Origin of the sequence: Cellulosimicrobium sp. AB352 (assembly GCF_049538415.1) — a bacterium.
GTDB lineage: Bacteria > Actinomycetota > Actinomycetes > Actinomycetales > Cellulomonadaceae > Cellulosimicrobium > Cellulosimicrobium funkei.
The window spans coordinates 293,216-310,838 of record NZ_JBMVFX010000002.1 but is presented as its reverse complement, the minus strand read 5'-3'; the positions used below and the strand labels follow the sequence as shown (position 1 = coordinate 310,838).

The 17,623-nt window shown below is 75.5% G+C and carries 10 protein-coding genes; all 10 read left to right on the top strand.

Annotated elements, in window-relative coordinates:
* On the top strand, nt 1-1,354 hold a 1,354-nt coding region (locus tag ACPCUX_RS02955), incomplete at its 5' end, for a fibronectin type III domain-containing protein (protein ID WP_423388133.1).
* 50 nt (nt 1,355-1,404) lie between these two features.
* The gene (locus ACPCUX_RS02950) at nt 1,405-2,379 is read left to right on the top strand and encodes an AAA family ATPase (protein WP_043659321.1); all 975 of its coding nucleotides are present in this window, start codon (nt 1,405-1,407) and stop codon (nt 2,377-2,379) included.
* An 82-nt stretch (nt 2,380-2,461) separates the two neighbouring features.
* Nucleotides 2,462-3,805 carry a DUF58 domain-containing protein gene (locus ACPCUX_RS02945; protein WP_255180629.1) on the top strand — a complete coding sequence of 448 codons (1,344 nt, stop codon included), beginning with the start codon at nt 2,462-2,464 and terminating at the stop codon, nt 3,803-3,805.
* Nucleotides 3,805-6,306, top strand: a complete 2,502-nt coding sequence (locus tag ACPCUX_RS02940; RefSeq protein WP_423388132.1) for a transglutaminase-like domain-containing protein — start codon at nt 3,805-3,807, stop codon at nt 6,304-6,306. Before ACPCUX_RS02945 ends, ACPCUX_RS02940 begins: the two co-directional genes overlap by 1 nt.
* Nucleotides 6,303-7,925: an RDD family protein gene (locus tag ACPCUX_RS02935; protein WP_423388131.1), complete on the top strand. Its 1,623-nt coding sequence runs from the start codon at nt 6,303-6,305 to the stop codon at nt 7,923-7,925. The genes ACPCUX_RS02940 and ACPCUX_RS02935 overlap by 4 nt, the downstream gene beginning before the upstream one ends.
* Nucleotides 7,922-8,779, top strand: a complete 858-nt coding sequence (locus ACPCUX_RS02930) for a PP2C family protein-serine/threonine phosphatase (RefSeq protein ID WP_043660484.1) — start codon at nt 7,922-7,924, stop codon at nt 8,777-8,779. Before ACPCUX_RS02935 ends, ACPCUX_RS02930 begins: the two co-directional genes overlap by 4 nt.
* Nucleotides 8,776-10,482 (top strand): FHA domain-containing protein, encoded by a 1,707-nt coding sequence (locus ACPCUX_RS02925; protein ID WP_423388130.1) that lies wholly within the window; start codon nt 8,776-8,778, stop codon nt 10,480-10,482. Before ACPCUX_RS02930 ends, ACPCUX_RS02925 begins: the two co-directional genes overlap by 4 nt.
* Nucleotides 10,479-12,272, top strand: coding sequence for a serine/threonine-protein kinase (locus tag ACPCUX_RS02920; RefSeq protein WP_061268517.1), 1,794 nt, complete (start codon nt 10,479-10,481; stop codon nt 12,270-12,272). The genes ACPCUX_RS02925 and ACPCUX_RS02920 overlap by 4 nt, the downstream gene beginning before the upstream one ends.
* Nucleotides 12,269-12,970, top strand: a complete 702-nt coding sequence (locus ACPCUX_RS02915) for a hypothetical protein (RefSeq protein ID WP_043654136.1) — start codon at nt 12,269-12,271, stop codon at nt 12,968-12,970. Before ACPCUX_RS02920 ends, ACPCUX_RS02915 begins: the two co-directional genes overlap by 4 nt.
* A 103-nt stretch (nt 12,971-13,073) precedes the next feature.
* Nucleotides 13,074-17,552: an FtsK/SpoIIIE domain-containing protein gene (locus ACPCUX_RS02910; protein ID WP_423388129.1), complete on the top strand. Its 4,479-nt coding sequence runs from the start codon at nt 13,074-13,076 to the stop codon at nt 17,550-17,552.
* Nucleotides 17,553-17,623: the final 71 nt, after the last annotated feature.

Here is a 17,623-nt window from a genome sequence, read left to right as displayed (position 1 = left end):
CCCGATCCAGGCCGTCAACCTCGAGATCTCGCCCGCGCCGCCGGGCGGCTCCGTGCAGAAGACGGCCCTGACCGGGACGTCGGTGACGTGGGACGGCCTGCAGAACGGCGTCGCCTACAAGGTGCGTGCCCAGGCCGTGAACCTCGCCCCCGACCCCTCGGACTGGGGCGACTACTCGGCGGCCGAGACGCCCGCGGGCAAGCCGGCGGCGCCCGCGAAGCCGGCGGTGCAGCGCACGTCGATCGGCGACACGTCGCAGATGCAGGTCTCGTGGGGCGCCCCGGACGGCAACGGCGCCCCGATCACGCGGTACACGATCGAGGCGCTGCGGGGCGGGAGCGTCGTGCAGACCTCGACCGCCGCCGGCGGCGCGACGTCCGCGACGGTCGGCGTCCCGGCGGACACGACGGGCTACGCGTTCCGGGTGCGCGCGCACAACAAGGCGACGGACAAGCTCGGCGACGCCGAGTTCTCGCCCGCGTCGGACCCGGTGCGCGCGTTCGCGAAGCCGGGCGCGGTGTCGAACCTCAGCGCCGACGCGAACGGCACGAACGGCGAGATCCAGCTGTCGTTCGGCGCGGCGTCGGGCAACGGCGTGCGGGCCGACGAGATCACCTACCAGTACGACGCCGGCGGCGGCTGGCAGACGCTCGGCGCGAACAAGGTCGTCGGCGGGCTGTCGAACGGCAAGCCGTACTCGATCAAGGTGCGCGCGGTCGCGGGTGTCGACGGCGCGCGCGAGCCGGGCGCTGCGGCGACGGCGAACGAGGAGTCGCCCTACGGGCCCATCCCGGCGCCGGTCGTGTCGATGAACGGCGGCGACCGCTCGATCACGTACAGCTGGTCGACCGCGGGCAACGGGCGCGGGTACTCCGTGCAGGTGCGCGGCGCGGTCCAGTCCACCCAGAAGGAAGGCTCCGGGAGCCTCTCGGTCGGCTACTCCGAGACGCGCGAGATCTGCGTCCGGGTCACCCCGACGGAGGGCGCCGCGAAGGAGACGTGCAGGTCGGCGACGTCCGACAAGAAGCCCGAGCCCGTCCTCACGGTGAGCAAGGGGAGCAACCACAAGCTCCCCGACGGCAACTGGCCGGGATACTGCACCCACTCGTCGTGCGCCGAGCTCTACCTCACCATCAAGGACGGCCCGGCCAACACCGCGTTCCGGGTGACGTGCTACGGCGGCGGGTCGCAGATCGGGTCCGGCAACTACAGCCGCGACGCCCAGGGCCGCGCCCTGCGGACCGACGGCAACGGGAACTACTCCGGCGGCCAGCAGTGCGTCTACGGCCAGCCGGGCGGCTCGGCGCGCATCGAGACGACCATCGGGAGCACGAACACCATGACGTGGTACTAGCGCGGCCCGCGCCGCCCCACCTCGGACAGCACAGCGAACGGAAGCGACGAATGACCACCATGACCCCCGAGCAGGCCACCTGGTTCGCTCAGACCTTCGACCGCCTCGTCGGCAACGTGGGCCAGGCCGTCCTGGGCAAGGCGCACGTCGTGCGCCTGACCCTGACGTGCATGCTCTCCGAGGGCCACATCCTCCTCGAGGACGCGCCCGGCACCGGCAAGACCTCGCTCGCGCGCGCCCTCGCCGCGAGCGTCCAGGGCACGAACAACCGCATCCAGTTCACCCCGGACCTCCTGCCGTCCGACGTCACGGGCGTGACGATCTACGACCAGAAGACGGGGAAGTTCGAGTTCCACCAGGGCCCGATCTTCGCGTCCATCGTCCTCGCGGACGAGATCAACCGCGCCTCGCCCAAGACGCAGTCCGCGCTCCTCGAGGTCATGGAGGAGGGCCGGGTCACGGTCGACGGCGTCGGCCACGACGTCGGCCGCCCGTTCATGGTCATCGCGACGCAGAACCCCATCGAGCAGGCCGGGACGTACCGCCTGCCCGAGGCGCAGCTCGACCGCTTCCTCATGAAGGCGTCGATCGGCTACCCGGACCACGCCTCGACGGTCGAGATCCTCTCGGGCGCGTCCGTCCGCGACCGGAGCAAGACGCTCCAGCCGCTCATCACGACGCAGGCCGTCACGGAGATGGCCGAGCTCGGTGCGCGGGTGCACGTCGACGGCGCGGTGCTCGAGTACGTCTCCCGGCTCGCCGAGGAGACGCGCAACGCGCCCGAGGTGCGCGTCGGCGTCTCCGTCCGTGGTGCGCTCGCCCTCGTGCGCTGCGCGAAGGTGTGGGCCGCCGCGCACGGGCGCAACTACGTCCTGCCGGACGACGTCAAGGAGCTGGCGCAGCCGACGTGGGCGCACCGCCTCGTGCTCGACCCCGAGGCCGAGTTCGCGGGCGCGACGAACGAGGCCGTGCTCGGCCGCCTGCTCGCCGACGTCGCGGCGCCGCAGGAGCGCCGCAGCGCCTGACACGACCGGCGTCCCGCACGCCGGCCGCACGCCGTCCCGCCGCCGGCGGACCGACGGCCCGCACCGACCGAGAGCTCATGCCATGAACGCCACCCCCGGCCCGACCAGCGGGCGCCCCAGCGCCCGCTCCGGCCGCACCGCCAGCGGCGGCCGCCCGGGCGCACCCCGCGCGGGGTCCGCCCTCGCCGGGCTGCTCCGCCCCCTGGCCGCACCCCTCGCGCGGGTCACCGCGCCGGTCGGGCGTGCGCTCGCGCCCGCCGCGCGGACGGTCCGGCCCGTGACGTCCGCCGTCAGCCCGTTCGGCTGGGCGGCGCTCGTCGTCACGGTCGCGGCCTGGTGGGCGGGGCTCGCGCTGTCGTGGCTCGAGCTGCTCGTCGTGGCGGTCCTGCTCACGGTCGCGCTGCTCGCGGCCGTCGCGTTCGTCCTCGGGCGCTTCCGGTACGCCGTCGTGCTCGACCTCGCGCAGCAGCGCGTGACGGTGGGGGACCGCGCGGTGGGCCGGCTCGACGTCCGCAACGACTCCGCCCGCCCGCTGCTCCCGTCGGTCATGGAGCTGCCCGTGGGGCAGGGCATGGCGACGTTCCCCGTGCCGCGCCTGCGCCCGCAGGGGAGCCACGAGGAGATCTTCACCGTGCCGACCCACCGGCGGTCGGTCATCTCCGTCGGCCCGGTGCGCTCCGTGCGGGCCGACCCGCTCGGGCTCCTGCGGCGCGAGGTCGTGTGGACCGAGCCCGAGGAGCTCTTCGTCCACCCGCGGGTCAAGAACCTGTCCGGCTCGTCGACCGGGTTCCTCAAGGACCTCGAGGGCCGCGTGACCACCGACATCTCGAACTCCGACGTGTCGTTCCACGCGCTGCGCGACTACGTGCCCGGCGACGACCGCCGCCACATCCACTGGAAGACGACGGCCCGCACGGGCCAGCTCATGGTGCGCCAGTTCGAGGAGACGCGGCGCTCGCACCTCGCGGTGCTGCTCTCGACGCGGGCCGAGGACTACGCGCACGACGACGAGTTCGAGCTCGCCGTGAGCGCGTGCGGGTCCCTCGGGCTCCAGGCGATCAAGGAGGACCGCGGCGTCACGGTCCTCGTCAACGACGGCACCCTGCGCGGCGACCACCGCACGCGGCTGCTCGACGACCTCGCGCGCGTGGAGACGCAGTCGCAGCGCACGTCGCTCGTCGACGTCGCACGCGTCGCGGGCCTGACGATCACCGACGCGTCCGTCGTGGCGTTCATCGTCGGGAGCCGGGTGACCCCGACGGAGCTCCGTGCGGCGTCGGCGCGCCTGCCGCAGGACGTGCGCGTCATGGCGATCCAGTGCGTGCCCGGCGCGTCCCTCAGCCGGCACGCGATCGCGGAGCTCGTCGTCCTCACCATCGGCGAGCTCGGCGAGCTCCCCCTCGCCCTGCGGAGGCTGAACGACTGATGAGCGCGCCCAGCACCACGACGCGCGGCTCGCGCCGCGCCACGCCGGTCGGCACGCCGGCGCCCTCGTCCGGCACGTCGCAGCGGAACACGACCCGGTTGCGCGGCGCCGACACGCCGCGCGCCCTCACGGCGCTCGGCGCCGTCGACGCGCTCGCGCTCGTCCTCGTCCTCGGTGCCACGGTCGTCGGGTTCGGCCCCGTGTGGGGCTCCTCGGGCTACCTGCTCCCCGCGGCGGGGGGCGCCGTCGTCGGTCTCGCGGTCGCGTGGCTCGGCGCCTGGCGGCGCTGGGCGGCCTACACCGTGCTCCCGGTCGCGGTCCTCGCGTACCTCCTCCTGGGCGGTCTGCTCGCCCTGCCCGCCGACGCCATCGGCGGCGTGCTCCCGTCGCTCACGACGATCGCCGACCTCGCGCGGGGGGCGGTGACGGGCTGGAAGGAGTTCGTCACGACGGTCCCGCCGCTGCACTCGTTCCCGCACCTCGCGGTCGTCCCCTACCTGCTCATGCTCGTCACGGGTCTCCTCGCGGGCACGATCGCGTGGCGCGCGCGTCGTGCTGCGTGGGCGCTCGTGCCCGTGGCCGTCGCGTTCGTGGCGGTCATCCTGCTCGGGACCGTCATCGCGGCGTACCCGGTCGCACAGGGCCTCGTGCTCGGCGGCGTCGGCCTGCTCTGGGCGGGGTGGCGCGTCACCGCCGCGCGGCTCGGCGCGCACCAGATCACGACGGAGGCGAGCCGCGCCGCGACCCGGCGCCTGTGGTGGCACCGCGTGCGTACGGGCGCGGCGATGCTCGTCGTCGGGGGCGTCGCGGCGGCGTTCGCGGCCCCCGCGCTCCTGCCCGACGACCCGCGCACCGTCCTGCGCGAGACGGTCGTCCCGCCGCTCGACCTGCACCAGTACGTCAGCCCGCTCACGGCGTTCCGCAAGTACGCGAAGGACATGCGCGAGGACGAGCTGTTCACCGTCCGGGGCCTGCCCCCGGGCGCGAAGGTCCGCCTCGCCGCGCTCGACACCTACAACGGCGTCGTCTACGACGTCTCGAGCGGGCTGCCCGGCTCGGGCGTCTACACGCGCGCGGGCCAGGAGATCGCGACGGTCGCGCCCGGCACGCCGACGCGCCTCGACGTCCAGGTCGGCGACTACACCGGGGTGTGGGTGCCGGACGTCGGCCAGCTCGCGGGCATCACCTACACCGGCGAGCGGGCGCGCGAGCTCGCCGACACGACGTACTACAACGGCACGACCGGCACGGCGCTGTCGACCGCCGGGCTGCGCCCGGGCGACACCTACACGCTCGACGCGCTCGTCACGGCCGAGCCCACCGAGGACGACCTGCGCGCCGGGGCGATCGACCAGTCGGTGCAGGTCCCCACGCCGCCGAAGGGCGTGCTGCCCGCGTCGCTCGCGGGCAAGGCCGCGCAGTTCATGGGCGAGGAGACCGAGCCCGTCGACCAGCTCTACGCGCTGCGCGACGGCCTCGTCGCGAGCGGCATCTTCTCGAGCGGGCTGGACACGCAGCCGCCGTCGCGACCGGGCCACTCGGCGGAGCGGATCGACACGCTGCTCGCCGACGAGGAGATGGTGGGCGACGACGAGCAGTTCGCCGTCGCGCTCGCGCTCATGGCCAACCAGGCCGGCATCCCGGCGCGCGTCGTCATGGGCTTCTACCCCGACCTGGACAAGAACCCGCTCGAGCCGGGCGAGCCGTACACGGCGACCGGGACCGACGTGCACGCGTGGGCCGAGGTGCCGTTCGTCGGCTACGGCTGGGTGCCGATCACCGCGATCCCGGACGAGGACAACAAGATCCAGCCGGAGCCGAAGAGCCTCCAGGTGCCCAAGCCCCCGATCCTCGAGGACCCGGAGCCGCCGGAGGAGCCCGCCGAGGCCGAGGCCGGGAAGATCGACGACGAGGAGAAGGAGAAGGCCGACAGCGACGGGTTCGACTGGGGGCAGGCCGTCCTCATCGGCGTCGCCGTGGTCGTGCCGCTCGCGCTGCTCGCGCTCCCCGTCGTGCTCGTGCTCGCGTACAAGGCGCGACGCCGGGCCCGGCGCCGCACCGCGGAGCGGCCGGCCGACCGCGTGAGCGGCGGCTGGCGCGAGGTGCTCGACGCCGCGACCGACCTCGGCACGCCCGTCCCCGCCGGCTCGACGCGCCGCGAGGGCGCCGGGCTGCTCGCGCAGGCGTACGGCGCGACGGCGACGATCCCGCTCGCGCACCGCGCCGACGCGACCGTCTTCGGCACCGGGGAGCCGACGGAGCAGGAGATCGAGGCGTTCTGGGCGGACGTCGACTCCGTCGTCGGAGGGCTACGCTCCTCCGTGAACCGTCGCGCGCGGGTGCGCGCCGCGCTCTCGCTGCGGTCCGTGCGTGCGGGCGCCGGTTCCGCGGGCCTGCGCCGGTGGCTGCCCGGCCGCCGCGCCGGTGCGCGGGGTGGAGCCGTGCCCCCGGCGGCAGGGTCGTCGTCGGGGCCGTCGAGACGACAGGGAGACGAGTCATGAGCGACGTGACGTGCCCCGCCTGCGGGTCCGCGCAGTCCCCGGGGGCCGCGTTCTGCGCGGTGTGCGGTCAGCCGTTCCCGCGGACGGGTCGGCCCGTCGCCGCGCCGTCGGCCGGGCCGGTCGGCGGCGTCCAGGCCGTCGCGGGCCGTGGCGGGCCGGACCTGCCGTACGCCGCCGTCGCGCACTCGGCGCCGGACACGACGACCGAGCCCGAGGTCTACGCGGCGACGCAGAAGGCCTTCGTCCCGGTCTCGGCCGGGGCGTCGCCGTCGTCCCTCGCCGCCGCGCCCTTCGCCGGGACCGGCCGCCGCTTCCTCGCGTACCTCGTCGACGCGGCCGTGCCGGCCGTCGTCGCGCTCGTCGTCCTCGTGGCGGGTCTCGCGGTCGTGGGCGCGCCGCTCGGCAGCGTGCAGACGGTGACCCAGGACGAGGCCGCCGCGCTGCTCGGCAAGATCCTCGTGGTCTACGTCGTGGCCGCGGTGCTCGCGCTCGCGTGGTGGGTCGGCGTCTGGTTCTGGGAGGGATCGACGGGCAAGACGCTCGGCAACCTCGCGACCGGCATCCGGACGGTGGACGCGGGCACGCGCGGGCCGGTCGGGTTCGGGCGCGCGGCGCTGCGCTGGATCATCGTGGGCGTCGTGCCGCTGGGCGGGATCCTCGTCGTGCTGCTCAGCCCGCGCTTCGACTCCTCCGGCCGGTCGCAGGGCTGGCACGACAAGGCGGGCCGGTCGCTCGTGCTCGACGTGCGCGGCGTCGCCCCCACGTCCTCGGGGTACGACGGCGTCGCCTCGCTCGTGGCGGGCGGCCCCGCCGGGGGGTACGGCGCCCCGGCCGCCCCCGGCGCGTACCCCGCCGCCCCGGGCGGCCACCCGGCGTCGTACCCGGCGCCCGACGCCGGGCGCCCGCCCGCCCCGTCGGCCGCGACCCCCGCCGCGTCGTTCGCGCCGCCGCCGTCTCCCGCCTCGCCGGCCCGCCCGGGCGAGGCGTCCGGGGCGGTGCCGGCCGCGCCCGTGCCGGACCCCTGGGCCTTCCCGTCCACGCCCGCGCCCGCACCCACCGAGGGCGGTCTCATCACGGGCGTCCCCGGCGTCGGGAGCGGAGCGTCCGCCCCGCCGCCCGCCGCGCCCCCGCCGGCCGCGGTGCCGGCGCCCACGCCCGTGCCGACGCCCGCCCCGGCTGCTGCGCGGTCCGCCACCCCGGCGGCGGGCCCCGAGGCCGCCGAGCCCGAGTGGGACAGCACCCGGATGTCCGCGCGCGACGTGCGCGCGATGGACCCCGCGCCCGACGTGGCCGTCGTCCTCGAGCTCGAGTCGGGGGAGCGGCGCACCGTCGACCGCCCGACCCTCGTGGGCCGCAACCCCCAGGCGCCCGACGACGGCCCGTGGACCCTCGTCGCCCTCGACGACCCGACGCGCTCCGTCTCCAAGACGCACGCCGAGCTGCGCGTCGACCCGAGCGGCCTGTGGCTCACCGACCGCGGCTCGACGAACGGCACCGTCGTGTCGGTGCCCGGAGCCCCGCCCCGCGTCGCCGAGCCGGGGACGCGCGTGCGCGTCCCCGTCGGCGCGACCATCCACGTGGGCGACCGTCGCCTCGTCGTCCACCCGGGAGTCTCGTGACCACCGACCAGCCCGCCGAGGTGCACCTGGCCTGGGGCGCGGCGTCGCACCGCGGCGCCCGCCGCCTCCTCAACGAGGACCGCTTCCTCGCCGCGCGCTCCGTCTTCTTCGTCGCCGACGGCATGGGCGGGCACGAGGCGGGGGAGGTCGCGAGCGCGACGGCCGTCGAGGCCCTGCGCCCGCTCGCCGACCTCGAGGTCGTCACGCCCGAGGAGGTGCGGACCCGGATCGCGGTCGCGCAGGAGAACGTGCAGGCGATCGTCACCGAGCCGGGGCGCGGCGCCGGCACGACCGTCACGGGCGTCGTCGTCTCCGAGCAGGACGGCAACCCGTACTGGCTCGTCGTCAACGTCGGCGACTCGCGCACCTACCACCTGGCGGGCGGCCGCCTGGAGCAGGTGAGCGTCGACCACTCCGAGGTGCAGGAGATGGTCGACGCCGGTCTCCTCACCCCGACCGAGGCGCTCACGCACCCGCGGCGCCACGTCGTCACGCGTGCGCTCGGCTCGCGCAACGCCCCGCAGGCCGACTTCTGGTACCTGCCCATCGAGCGGCACGACCGCGTGCTCGTCTGCTCCGACGGCCTCACCGGCGAGCTGTCCGACGAGCGGATCGCCGAGGTCCTGCTCGCCACGCCGGACCCGCAGGGCGCCGCCGAGCGGCTGGTCCACGAGGCCATCGCGGCCGGTGGCCGGGATAACATCACAGTCGTCGTCGTCGACGCGACGGGCGTGTCCGACGACACGAGCGGCGGGAGCACGACGCCGCGGGACCAGGTGGCGGCGCCGGGTCCGGTCGTCGACGAGGACACGCTGCCCAGGGATGTTCGTCTGCAGATCGGGGGTCTGACGTGACGCTGCGCTACGTCACCGGAACGGCACGCACCGTGGTGCGCGGCGGCGCGGTCGTCGTGCTGCCCGCACCGGTGGAGCCCTCGCTCGTCGAGCAGGTGTGGGACCAGCTCGGCACCGACGCGGGCGTCGTCGAGGTCCTCCAGGTCCTCACGGGCGCGTTCGGCTCGAGCCTGCGCACCGTGCCACCGTTCGTCGTCGCGGTCGTCACCGGCCGCCGCGTCCACGTGGCCGCGCGCGGCCGCCTCTCCGTCACGCTCGAGCTCGACGGCGGCGACCGCGTCCAGGTCGAGGGCGAGGGCGTCACCACCTGGTCGGAGCGGGTCCTCGACGACGTCGTCGAGCTGCTCGTCCGGGCCGACGCGGGCGTGGTGCCCGTCGAGCCCGCACCGCCCGGCGGGCCGCTCCTCGGGGATGCGCTCTCCGTGCCGCTCGAGTCGGGCGTGGTGCTCGCGTCCGCGGTCGCGTGGCCGCTCGTCGAGCGCCCCGAGCGCCCCGAGCTGCCCGTCGCGGGCGGCGAGGACCTCGGCTCCGACCCCGGGCCGGACGACGACCGGCTCGTCACCTCGGAGGCGAGCGCCCGCGAGGACCAGGCCTCGCAGCCCGGTCCGGGTGCGAGCCACGCCGCCGCGGAGACCGCGACGCTCGCCGAGGCGTCCGCGGTGCCGTCGGCGACGACGGTCCTCGGCGGGCTCGGGGCGACGCTCCGGCTCCCGGAGGAGACGATCGCGCCGCAGCCCGACGCCGTCGAGCCGCCGCCCGTCGTCGAGCCGGCCGCGCCGGTCTCCGAGGCGCCCCCGGAGGAGGACGACGACTACGCCCACCTGTGGGGCTCCACCATCCTGCGGACGGTCGAGGACGCCGCGGTCCGGTCCGCGGAGGACGAGGAGACGGACGAGGCCGACGAGCCGACGCCGTCGGCCACGGTGCCGCCCGCGCCGCCCGTCCCGGCCGTCCCCGCCCCGCCGGCGGACGAGGCGCCCGTGCCCGCCCCGCCGCCCGCGCCGGACGGCCTCATCGCGGGCGTCCCGCGCGAGTGGACGGGCGCCACGCCCGCCGCCGCGCACCGGGCGGCGACCGTCACGCCCGACGACGAGCCCGCGCCCGTCGCCGGGCTCGACCACGACGGCCACACCGTGCTGTCGTCGGCGATCGCGGACCTGCGCGCGGCGGCCCAGGAGCCGGCGGTCGAGGACGCGCCCGTGCCGCCCCCGGTCCCGTCCTTCAGCCCGCCGCCCGCACCGGGGCAGCAGCAGATCCTCGCGCGCACGTGCCCCGAGGGGCACGCGAACCCGCCGTCGCGCGACACGTGCGCCGTGTGCGACGCGCCGCTCGACGGCGACGCCGAGCTCGCCGTGCGCCCGCCGCTCGGCCGGGTCGTGGTCTCCACGGGGCAGACGCTCGAGCTCGACCGGCCCGTCGTCGTGGGCCGTCGCCCGCGCTCGCCGCGCACGCAGGCCGCGGAGCTCCCGCGCCTCGTCACGGTGCCGAGCCCGCAGCAGGACATCTCGCGCTCGCACCTGGAGATCACGCTCGAGGGCTGGCACGTGCTCGTGAGCGACATGGCGACGACGAACGGGACCACGCTCCTGCGCGGCGGCCAGCCGCCGCGGCGCCTGCACCCGTCCGAGCCGGTCCTCGTGGTGGACGGCGACGTCGCCGACCTGGGCGACGGCGTGACCCTGCGCTTCGAGGGGATCCGGTGAGCAGCAAGCGCGCACCGTCCCCTCCACCGGAGATCCGCGGCTTCGAGTACGTCTCGCTCATCGGTTCGGGCGGGTTCTCGGACGTCTTCCTGTACCAGCAGCAGCGCCCGCGCCGCCGCGTCGCGGTGAAGGTGCTGCTGCACGAGTGGTCGAGCCACTCGCAGCGCGCGGCGTTCGACGCCGAGGCCGACCTCATGGCGACGCTCTCGACGCACCCGTCGATCGTCACGATGTACGAGGCGGACATCGCGGACGACGGCCGCCCGTACCTCGCGATGGAGTACTGCTCGCGGCCCAACCTCGGCGCGCGCTACCGCACCGAGCGGCTCCCCGTCGCCGAGGCGCTGCGCACGGCCGTCCAGATCGCCGGTGCCGTCGAGACGGCGCACCGCGCCGGGATCCTGCACCGCGACATCAAGCCCGCGAACATCCTCGTCACCGAGTACGGGCACCCCGCGCTCACGGACTTCGGCATCTCGTCCACGGTCGACGACGCGGCGCGCGCCGAGGGCATGTCCATCCCGTGGTCGCCGCCGGAGTCGTTCGCGGAGCCCCCGCGCAGCGGCATCGCGACGGACGTCTGGGCGCTCGCCGCGACGACGTACACGCTGCTCGCCGGGCGCACGCCGTTCGAGGTGCCCGGCGGGTCGAACTCGAGCGCGAACCTCATCTCGCGCATCGAGGGCTCGCCCCTGCCGCCCACGGGCCGCACCGACGTCCCGGCCTCGCTCGAGCGCGTGCTCGCGACGGCGATGGCGAAGAACCCGGCGTCGCGCTACCCGACGGTCCTCGCGTTCGCGCGCGCACTCCAGCAGGTCCAGAACGAGCTGTCGTACGCGGTGACGCCGATCGACCTGCTCGACGACTCGGGCCACGTCCAGGAGGAGGAGCCGGACGACGACGCCGGGACGCGCCTGCGCCAGGTCGTCTCGATCGACCCGTCCGGGACCGGGACGTCCGCGGGGCCCGTGGCACCCGGCCGCCCGACGCAGCCGACGACCCCGCTGCACACCGCCCCGCCCGGTGCGTGGCCCGGGCAGACCGTCGCCCCGGGCACCGCGCCCGGGCAGCCGGCGCCGTACCGCCCCCAGGTGCCGTACGCGCCCGCCGCGTGGGACCAGGGGCCCTCGGCGGGAACGTCCGGCACGGTGCCGACGACCGCCGTCGGGCAGGGCGGCGCGCCCGTCGCGGAGCTCACGGACCCCTCGCGGCTGTACCCCGGCCCGCGGCGTCCCGGTGGCTGGGGGACCCCGCCCGTCGAGGACACCGTGCACCGGACCGCCGGGCCGGACCAGGCGCCCGACGACGCGTCCCCGCAGGAGCAGCGCTCCGGCCGCGGTGCGCTCTGGGCGACGGTCGCGGGCGTCGTCGGCGTCGCGGTCGCCGTCGGGGGCTTCTTCCTCCTGCGGCCCGACGCGACGCCGGACGACACGGAGACCACCGCGGGCGGCGAGAGCTCGGCCGCGCCCGACGACGACTTCGTCCCGTCCGACAACCTCGGCGACCTCGTGCCCCCGGTGAACGACCTCGTCGGCACCTACGACCCGGCGCGCGAGGTCGCGACGTTCACGTGGGCCTACGACTCGGACAAGGCGCTCGAGGACGACTCCTTCTGGTGGCGCAAGATCGACCCGATCGAGGAGACGCCGTTCAAGGAGAACTTCGACAAGACGTCGGTCGAGCTCCGGGCCAAGCCCGGCGAGCAGGTCTGCGTCGAGGTCATCGTCGACCGGGACGGCAAGGTCTCGGCCTCGCCGCAGAAGGCGTGCGTCACGGGGGAGGCGGCATGAGCGAGCTGGCGGTCGAGTTCTGCGGCGAGTGGTTCCGCCCGTCCACCGACGGCGACCCGTTCGACATCGGGCGCGACGGGGACCTCGCGATCGAGGACAACCCGTACCTGCACCGGCGCTTCCTGCGCATCGCGCACGAGGGCGGCATCTGGTGGCTCGCCAACGTGGGGTCGCTCATCTCCGCGACGGTGTGCGACTCCGGCGGCGGCGTCCAGTCGTGGCTCTCCCCGGGCAACCGCCTGCCGATCGTCTTCCCGACGACGTCGATCGTGTTCACCGCGGGGCCGACGACGTACGAGATCACCGCGCAGCTGCGCGGCGCGCCCTACCAGGAGATCCGCTCGGAGGACCCGGAGGCGGGCGGCGCGACGACGATCGGCATGATCACGTTCACGACGAGCCAGAAGCAGCTCATCGTGGCGCTCGCCGAGCCGATGCTGCGGCGCGACGGCACGGGCCTGTCGGAGATCCCGTCGTCCGCCGCGGCGGCGGCCCGGCTCGGCTGGGCGACGACGCGCTTCAACCGCAAGCTCGACAACGTGTGCGACAAGCTCGACCGGATCGGCGTCAAGGGCCTGCGCGGCGGGCCCGGCGCGCTCGCGACGAACCGCCGCGCGCGCCTCGTCGAGTACGCCGTGGCGTCGCGCCTCGTGACGGCGGCCGACCTGCCCCTGCTCGACCTGACCGACGACGGCTGAGCCCGCCCGCTCCTGCGAGCGCGCGCCGCGCGCTCCGGTCGGTCGCGCCCGTCGACCGCTCGCCGTCCGCCGCTGACCACCCGGACCCGAACGAGGAACTCCCGTGCGAATCAAGCTCACGCTGCACCGCCCCGACGCCAGCACGACGAACGTCGCCGTCACGGCCGACGCGACGGCGTCGGTGCGCGACGTCGCCGAGGCGCTGTTCGCGGGCGACCCGACGCGCGCGGGCACCGCCGTGCCGGACCGGCTCACGCTGCAGGTCGGGACGTCGCCGTCGGGCAGCGGCCAGGGCCGCGTGCTGTCGCCGACGAGCGACCTCGTCGAGGCGGGCCTGCGGTCCGGCTCGACCGTCTCGATCGTGCGGGTCTCCGAGCAGTTCGACTCGCCGGGCCAGGACCGCGGGGCCGCCGTCGCCGTGCTGCGTGTGCTGGAGGGCCCCGACGCGGGGCGGGAGTTCTCGTTGCCCGTCGGCACGAGCTACCTCGGGCGCGACCGCAACATGGACATCCGCCTGAGCGACCCGCAGGTGTCGAAGCGGCACGCGCGCATCACGGTCGGCGAGACGATCGAGATCACGGACACGAACTCCGCGAACGGCCTGGTCATGGGCGGCCAGCGGATGCTGCGCTCGACGCTCACGTCCGCGGACACCGTGACGATCGGCTCGACCGTGGTCTCGGTCGTCGCGCTGCACCGCACGACGAGCCTCGCGCCGACGAGCCCGGTCGTGGAGTTCAACCGGTCCCCGCGCGTCGTGGCCCGCTTCGGCGAGCGCAAGCTGCGCGCGCCCAAGCCGCCGCAGCCGCCCGAGCCGCAGCGGTTCCCCTACCTCGCGATGGTCGCGCCGCTCCTCATGGGCGTGATCCTGTACTCCGTCACGCGCAACGTCCTGTCGATCGTGTTCATCGGGCTCAGCCCGATCCTCATGCTCGGCAACTACCTCGACCAGAAGGTGCAGGCGCGGCGCAAGCTCAAGGCGCAGCGCGAGCAGTTCGAGGCCGCCGTCGTCGCGATGCGCGACACGATCGACCGCACGCACGCGGTCGAGCGCGCGGTGCGGCTCTCCGAGGCGCCCTCGGTGGCCGACACGGTCGACGCGGTGCGGCGCCTCGGCGGCCTGCTGTGGACGCACCGCCCGGAGCACGACGCGTTCCTCTCCGTCCGGATCGGTCTGGGCTCCGCGCCCGCGCGCACGCAGCTCGAGCAGCCGAACGAGAACAACACGCTGCCGGAGTACTGGAACGAGCTCGAGAAGCTGCACGCGCAGTGCGCCACGATCTCCGGCGTCCCGGTCGTCGCGCGGCTGCGGACCGACGGCGCGCTCGGGGTCGCGGGGGCGGGCGCCGCGGTCGACGCCGTCGCGCGCGGCGTGCTGGTCCAGCTCGCGGGCCTGCACTCGCCGTCGGAGCTCGTGCTCGCGGCCGTGACGTCGCAGCGCTCGCGCGCGGACTGGGAGTGGCTCGAGTGGCTCCCGCACACCGGGTCGGCCCACAGCCCGCTGGGCGGCGAGCACCTCGCCGACAACCCGGGGGCCGCGCAGTCGCTCCTGTCCCGGCTCGAGGACCTCGTCGAGCTGCGCGGCGCCGACCTCGGCACGCACGCCGAGCTGCGCGGGCCGATCGACCCCGAGGAGGGGGAGGACACCCCCAAGCCGGTCCTGCCGACCGTCGTGGTGCTCGTCGAGGACGACGCCCCGGTCGACCGCTCGCGTCTCACGCGCCTCGTCGAGCGCGGCGCGGACGCGGGCGTGCACGTCGTGTGGGTCGCGCCGTCCGTCGAGCAGCTCCCGGCCGCGTGCCGCACGTTCGTGCTCGTGGACACCGCGGACACCGCCGACACCGCGGGCGGCTCCGCCGGCGCGACGAGCGGCGAGGTCCGCGTCGGGCGTCTGACCTTCCCCGTGGCGTGCGAGACGGTGGACCTCGCGACGGCGCACGAGGTCGCGCGCATCCTGGCCCCGGTGGTCGACGTCGGCGCGCCCGTCGACGACGACTCCGACCTCCCGCGCTCGGTCTCCTACCTCGCGCTCGCGGGCACGGCGCTCGCGGAAGACCCGAGCCGGCTCATCGACGCGTGGCGCGAGAACGGGTCGCTCACGCCGCGCGACGGCTCCCCGCCGGTGCGGCGCTCCGCGCCGACCAACCTGCGCGGGCTCGTCGGCCACTCGGGCACCGAGCCGCTCTACCTGGACCTGCGCACGCAGGGCCCGCACGCGCTCGTGGGCGGGACGACGGGCGCGGGCAAGTCCGAGTTCCTCCAGTCCTGGGTGCTCGGCATGGCCGCCGCGCACAGCCCGGACCGCGTGACGTTCCTGTTCGTCGACTACAAGGGCGGCGCCGCGTTCGCGGACTGCGTGAACCTGCCGCACACCGTCGGGCTCGTCACGGACCTCTCGCCCCACCTCGTGCGCCGCGCGCTCACGTCGCTGCGGGCCGAGCTGCGCTACCGCGAGCACCTGCTCAACCGGAAGAAGGCCAAGGACCTCGCGTCCCTCGAGCGCACGGGCGACCCGGACGCGCCGCCGAGCCTGCTCATCGTCGTCGACGAGTTCGCGGCCCTGGTCAACGAGGTCCCCGAGTTCGTGGACGGCGTCGTGGACGTCGCCCAGCGCGGCCGGTCCCTCGGGCTGCACCTCATCCTCGCCACGCAGCGTCCCGCGGGCGTCATCAAGGACAACCTGCGCGCCAACACGAACCTGCGCGTCGCGCTGCGCATGGCCGACGAGGACGACTCGACGGACATCCTCGGCATCCCCATGGCCGCGCACTTCGACCCGTCGATCCCGGGCCGCGGCGCCGTGAAGACCGGCCCCGGCCGGATCACGCCGTTCCAGACCGGCTACGCCGGCGGCTGGACGACGTCGCGCCCCGAGCGTCCCCGGATCGACGTGCAGGAGATGTCGTTCGGCACCGGGGTGCGCTGGGAGCTCCCGGAGCCCGAGGTCGAGGAGGTCACGGACCCCGGCCCCAACGACATCGCGCGCGTCGTCGCGACGATCTCGCGGGCCGCGACCGAGGCCGCCGTCCCGATGCCGCGCAAGCCGTGGCTCGCCGAGCTCGCGCCGACGTACGACCTCGCGCGCCTGCCCAACCCGCGCACGGACACGATGCTGCTGCTCGGCGTGGAGGACGACCCGAAGTCGCAGGCCCAGCCGACGGTGTTCTACGAGCCCGACCGCGACGGCAACATGGCGATCTACGGCACGGGCGGCTCGGGCAAGAGCGCGACGCTGCGGACGATCGCGGTCTCGGCCGCCATCACCGCGCGCGGCGGCCCCGTTCAGGTGTACGCGATCGACGCGGGCGCGAGCGGCCTGCGGATGCTCGAGGACCTGCCGCACGTCGGCGCCGTCATCTCGGGCGACGACGAGGAGCGCGTCCAGCGCCTGCTGCGCACCCTGCGCGACCTCGTGGACGAGCGGTCCGCCCGCTACGCCGCCGTCCGCGCGGGCAGCCTCGACGAGTACCGCCGGCTCGCCGGCGCGCCCGACGAGCCGCGCATCCTGCTCCTGGTCGACGGCATCGGCGCGTTCCGCGAGTCGTACGAGTTCCGGCCCGCGCACGCGTTCCCCGTGTGGGGCGCGTTCACGGCCGTCGCGACCGACGGGCGCCAGGTCGGCGTCCACGTCGTCGTCGCGGGCGACCGCGCGGCGTCGGTCCCGACGTCGCTCGGCTCGACGATCCAGAAGCGGCTCGTGCTGCGCCTCGCGAGCGAGGACGACTACCTGACGCTCGGCGTCCCGAAGGACGTGCTGTCGCTGACGTCCCCGCCCGGTCGCGGCGTCCTCGACGAGAACGAGGTCCAGGTCGCGGTGCTCGGTGGCGACCCGAACGTCGCGCTCCAGGCGCGCGAGCTCGGCAAGCTCCGCGACGCGATGACGCGGCTCGGCATCCCGCAGGCGCCGGGCGTCGAGCGGCTGCCGGACGGCTTCGCGCTCGAGTCGCTGCCCGAGGTCACGGGCGGGCGCCCCACGATCGGCCTCGACGACCTCGACATCGCGCCCGTGGGGCTCCCCGCGCGCGGCACGTTCATGCTCTCCGGCCCTCCCGGGGGCGGCCGCACGACGGCGCTCGTCACCATCGCGCAGGCCGTGCGCCGGGCGCGCGCGGGCCGGGTCGTGTACCTCTCGCCGCGCCGCACGAGCATCTCGGCGCTCGACGCGTGGGACACCGTCGCGACGTCGCCCGAGGAGGTCGTGACGCTCCTCGAGACGCTCACCCAGGCGATCGAGGGCGGGTCGCTGCGCCCGGGCACGCTCACGGTGCTGGTCGAGTCGGTGACCGAGTTCACCGGCACCCCGGCCGAGCAGCCGCTCGTCGCGTTCGTGCGGGCCGCCACGCGGGCCGAGCAGCTCGTCGTGGGCGAGGCGGAGTCCTCGACGTGGGGCCAGGCGTGGGCGATCGCGCAGCCGTTCAAGGCGGGCCGCACCGGCCTGCTCCTGACGCCCGGCGACCTCGACGGCGACACGCTGCTCGGGACGGGGCTGGGCCGCATCCGCCGCGCGGACTTCCCGCCGGGACGCGGCTTCCTCGTGGTCTCGGGCAGGGCGCGCAAGCTGCACGTCGCGCTCCCGCGGTAGCGACGTGACGACCACGGGCACCTCATGGGGACACCTCCCCATCGACGGCGCTCGTGGGCCGATGGTTGAGT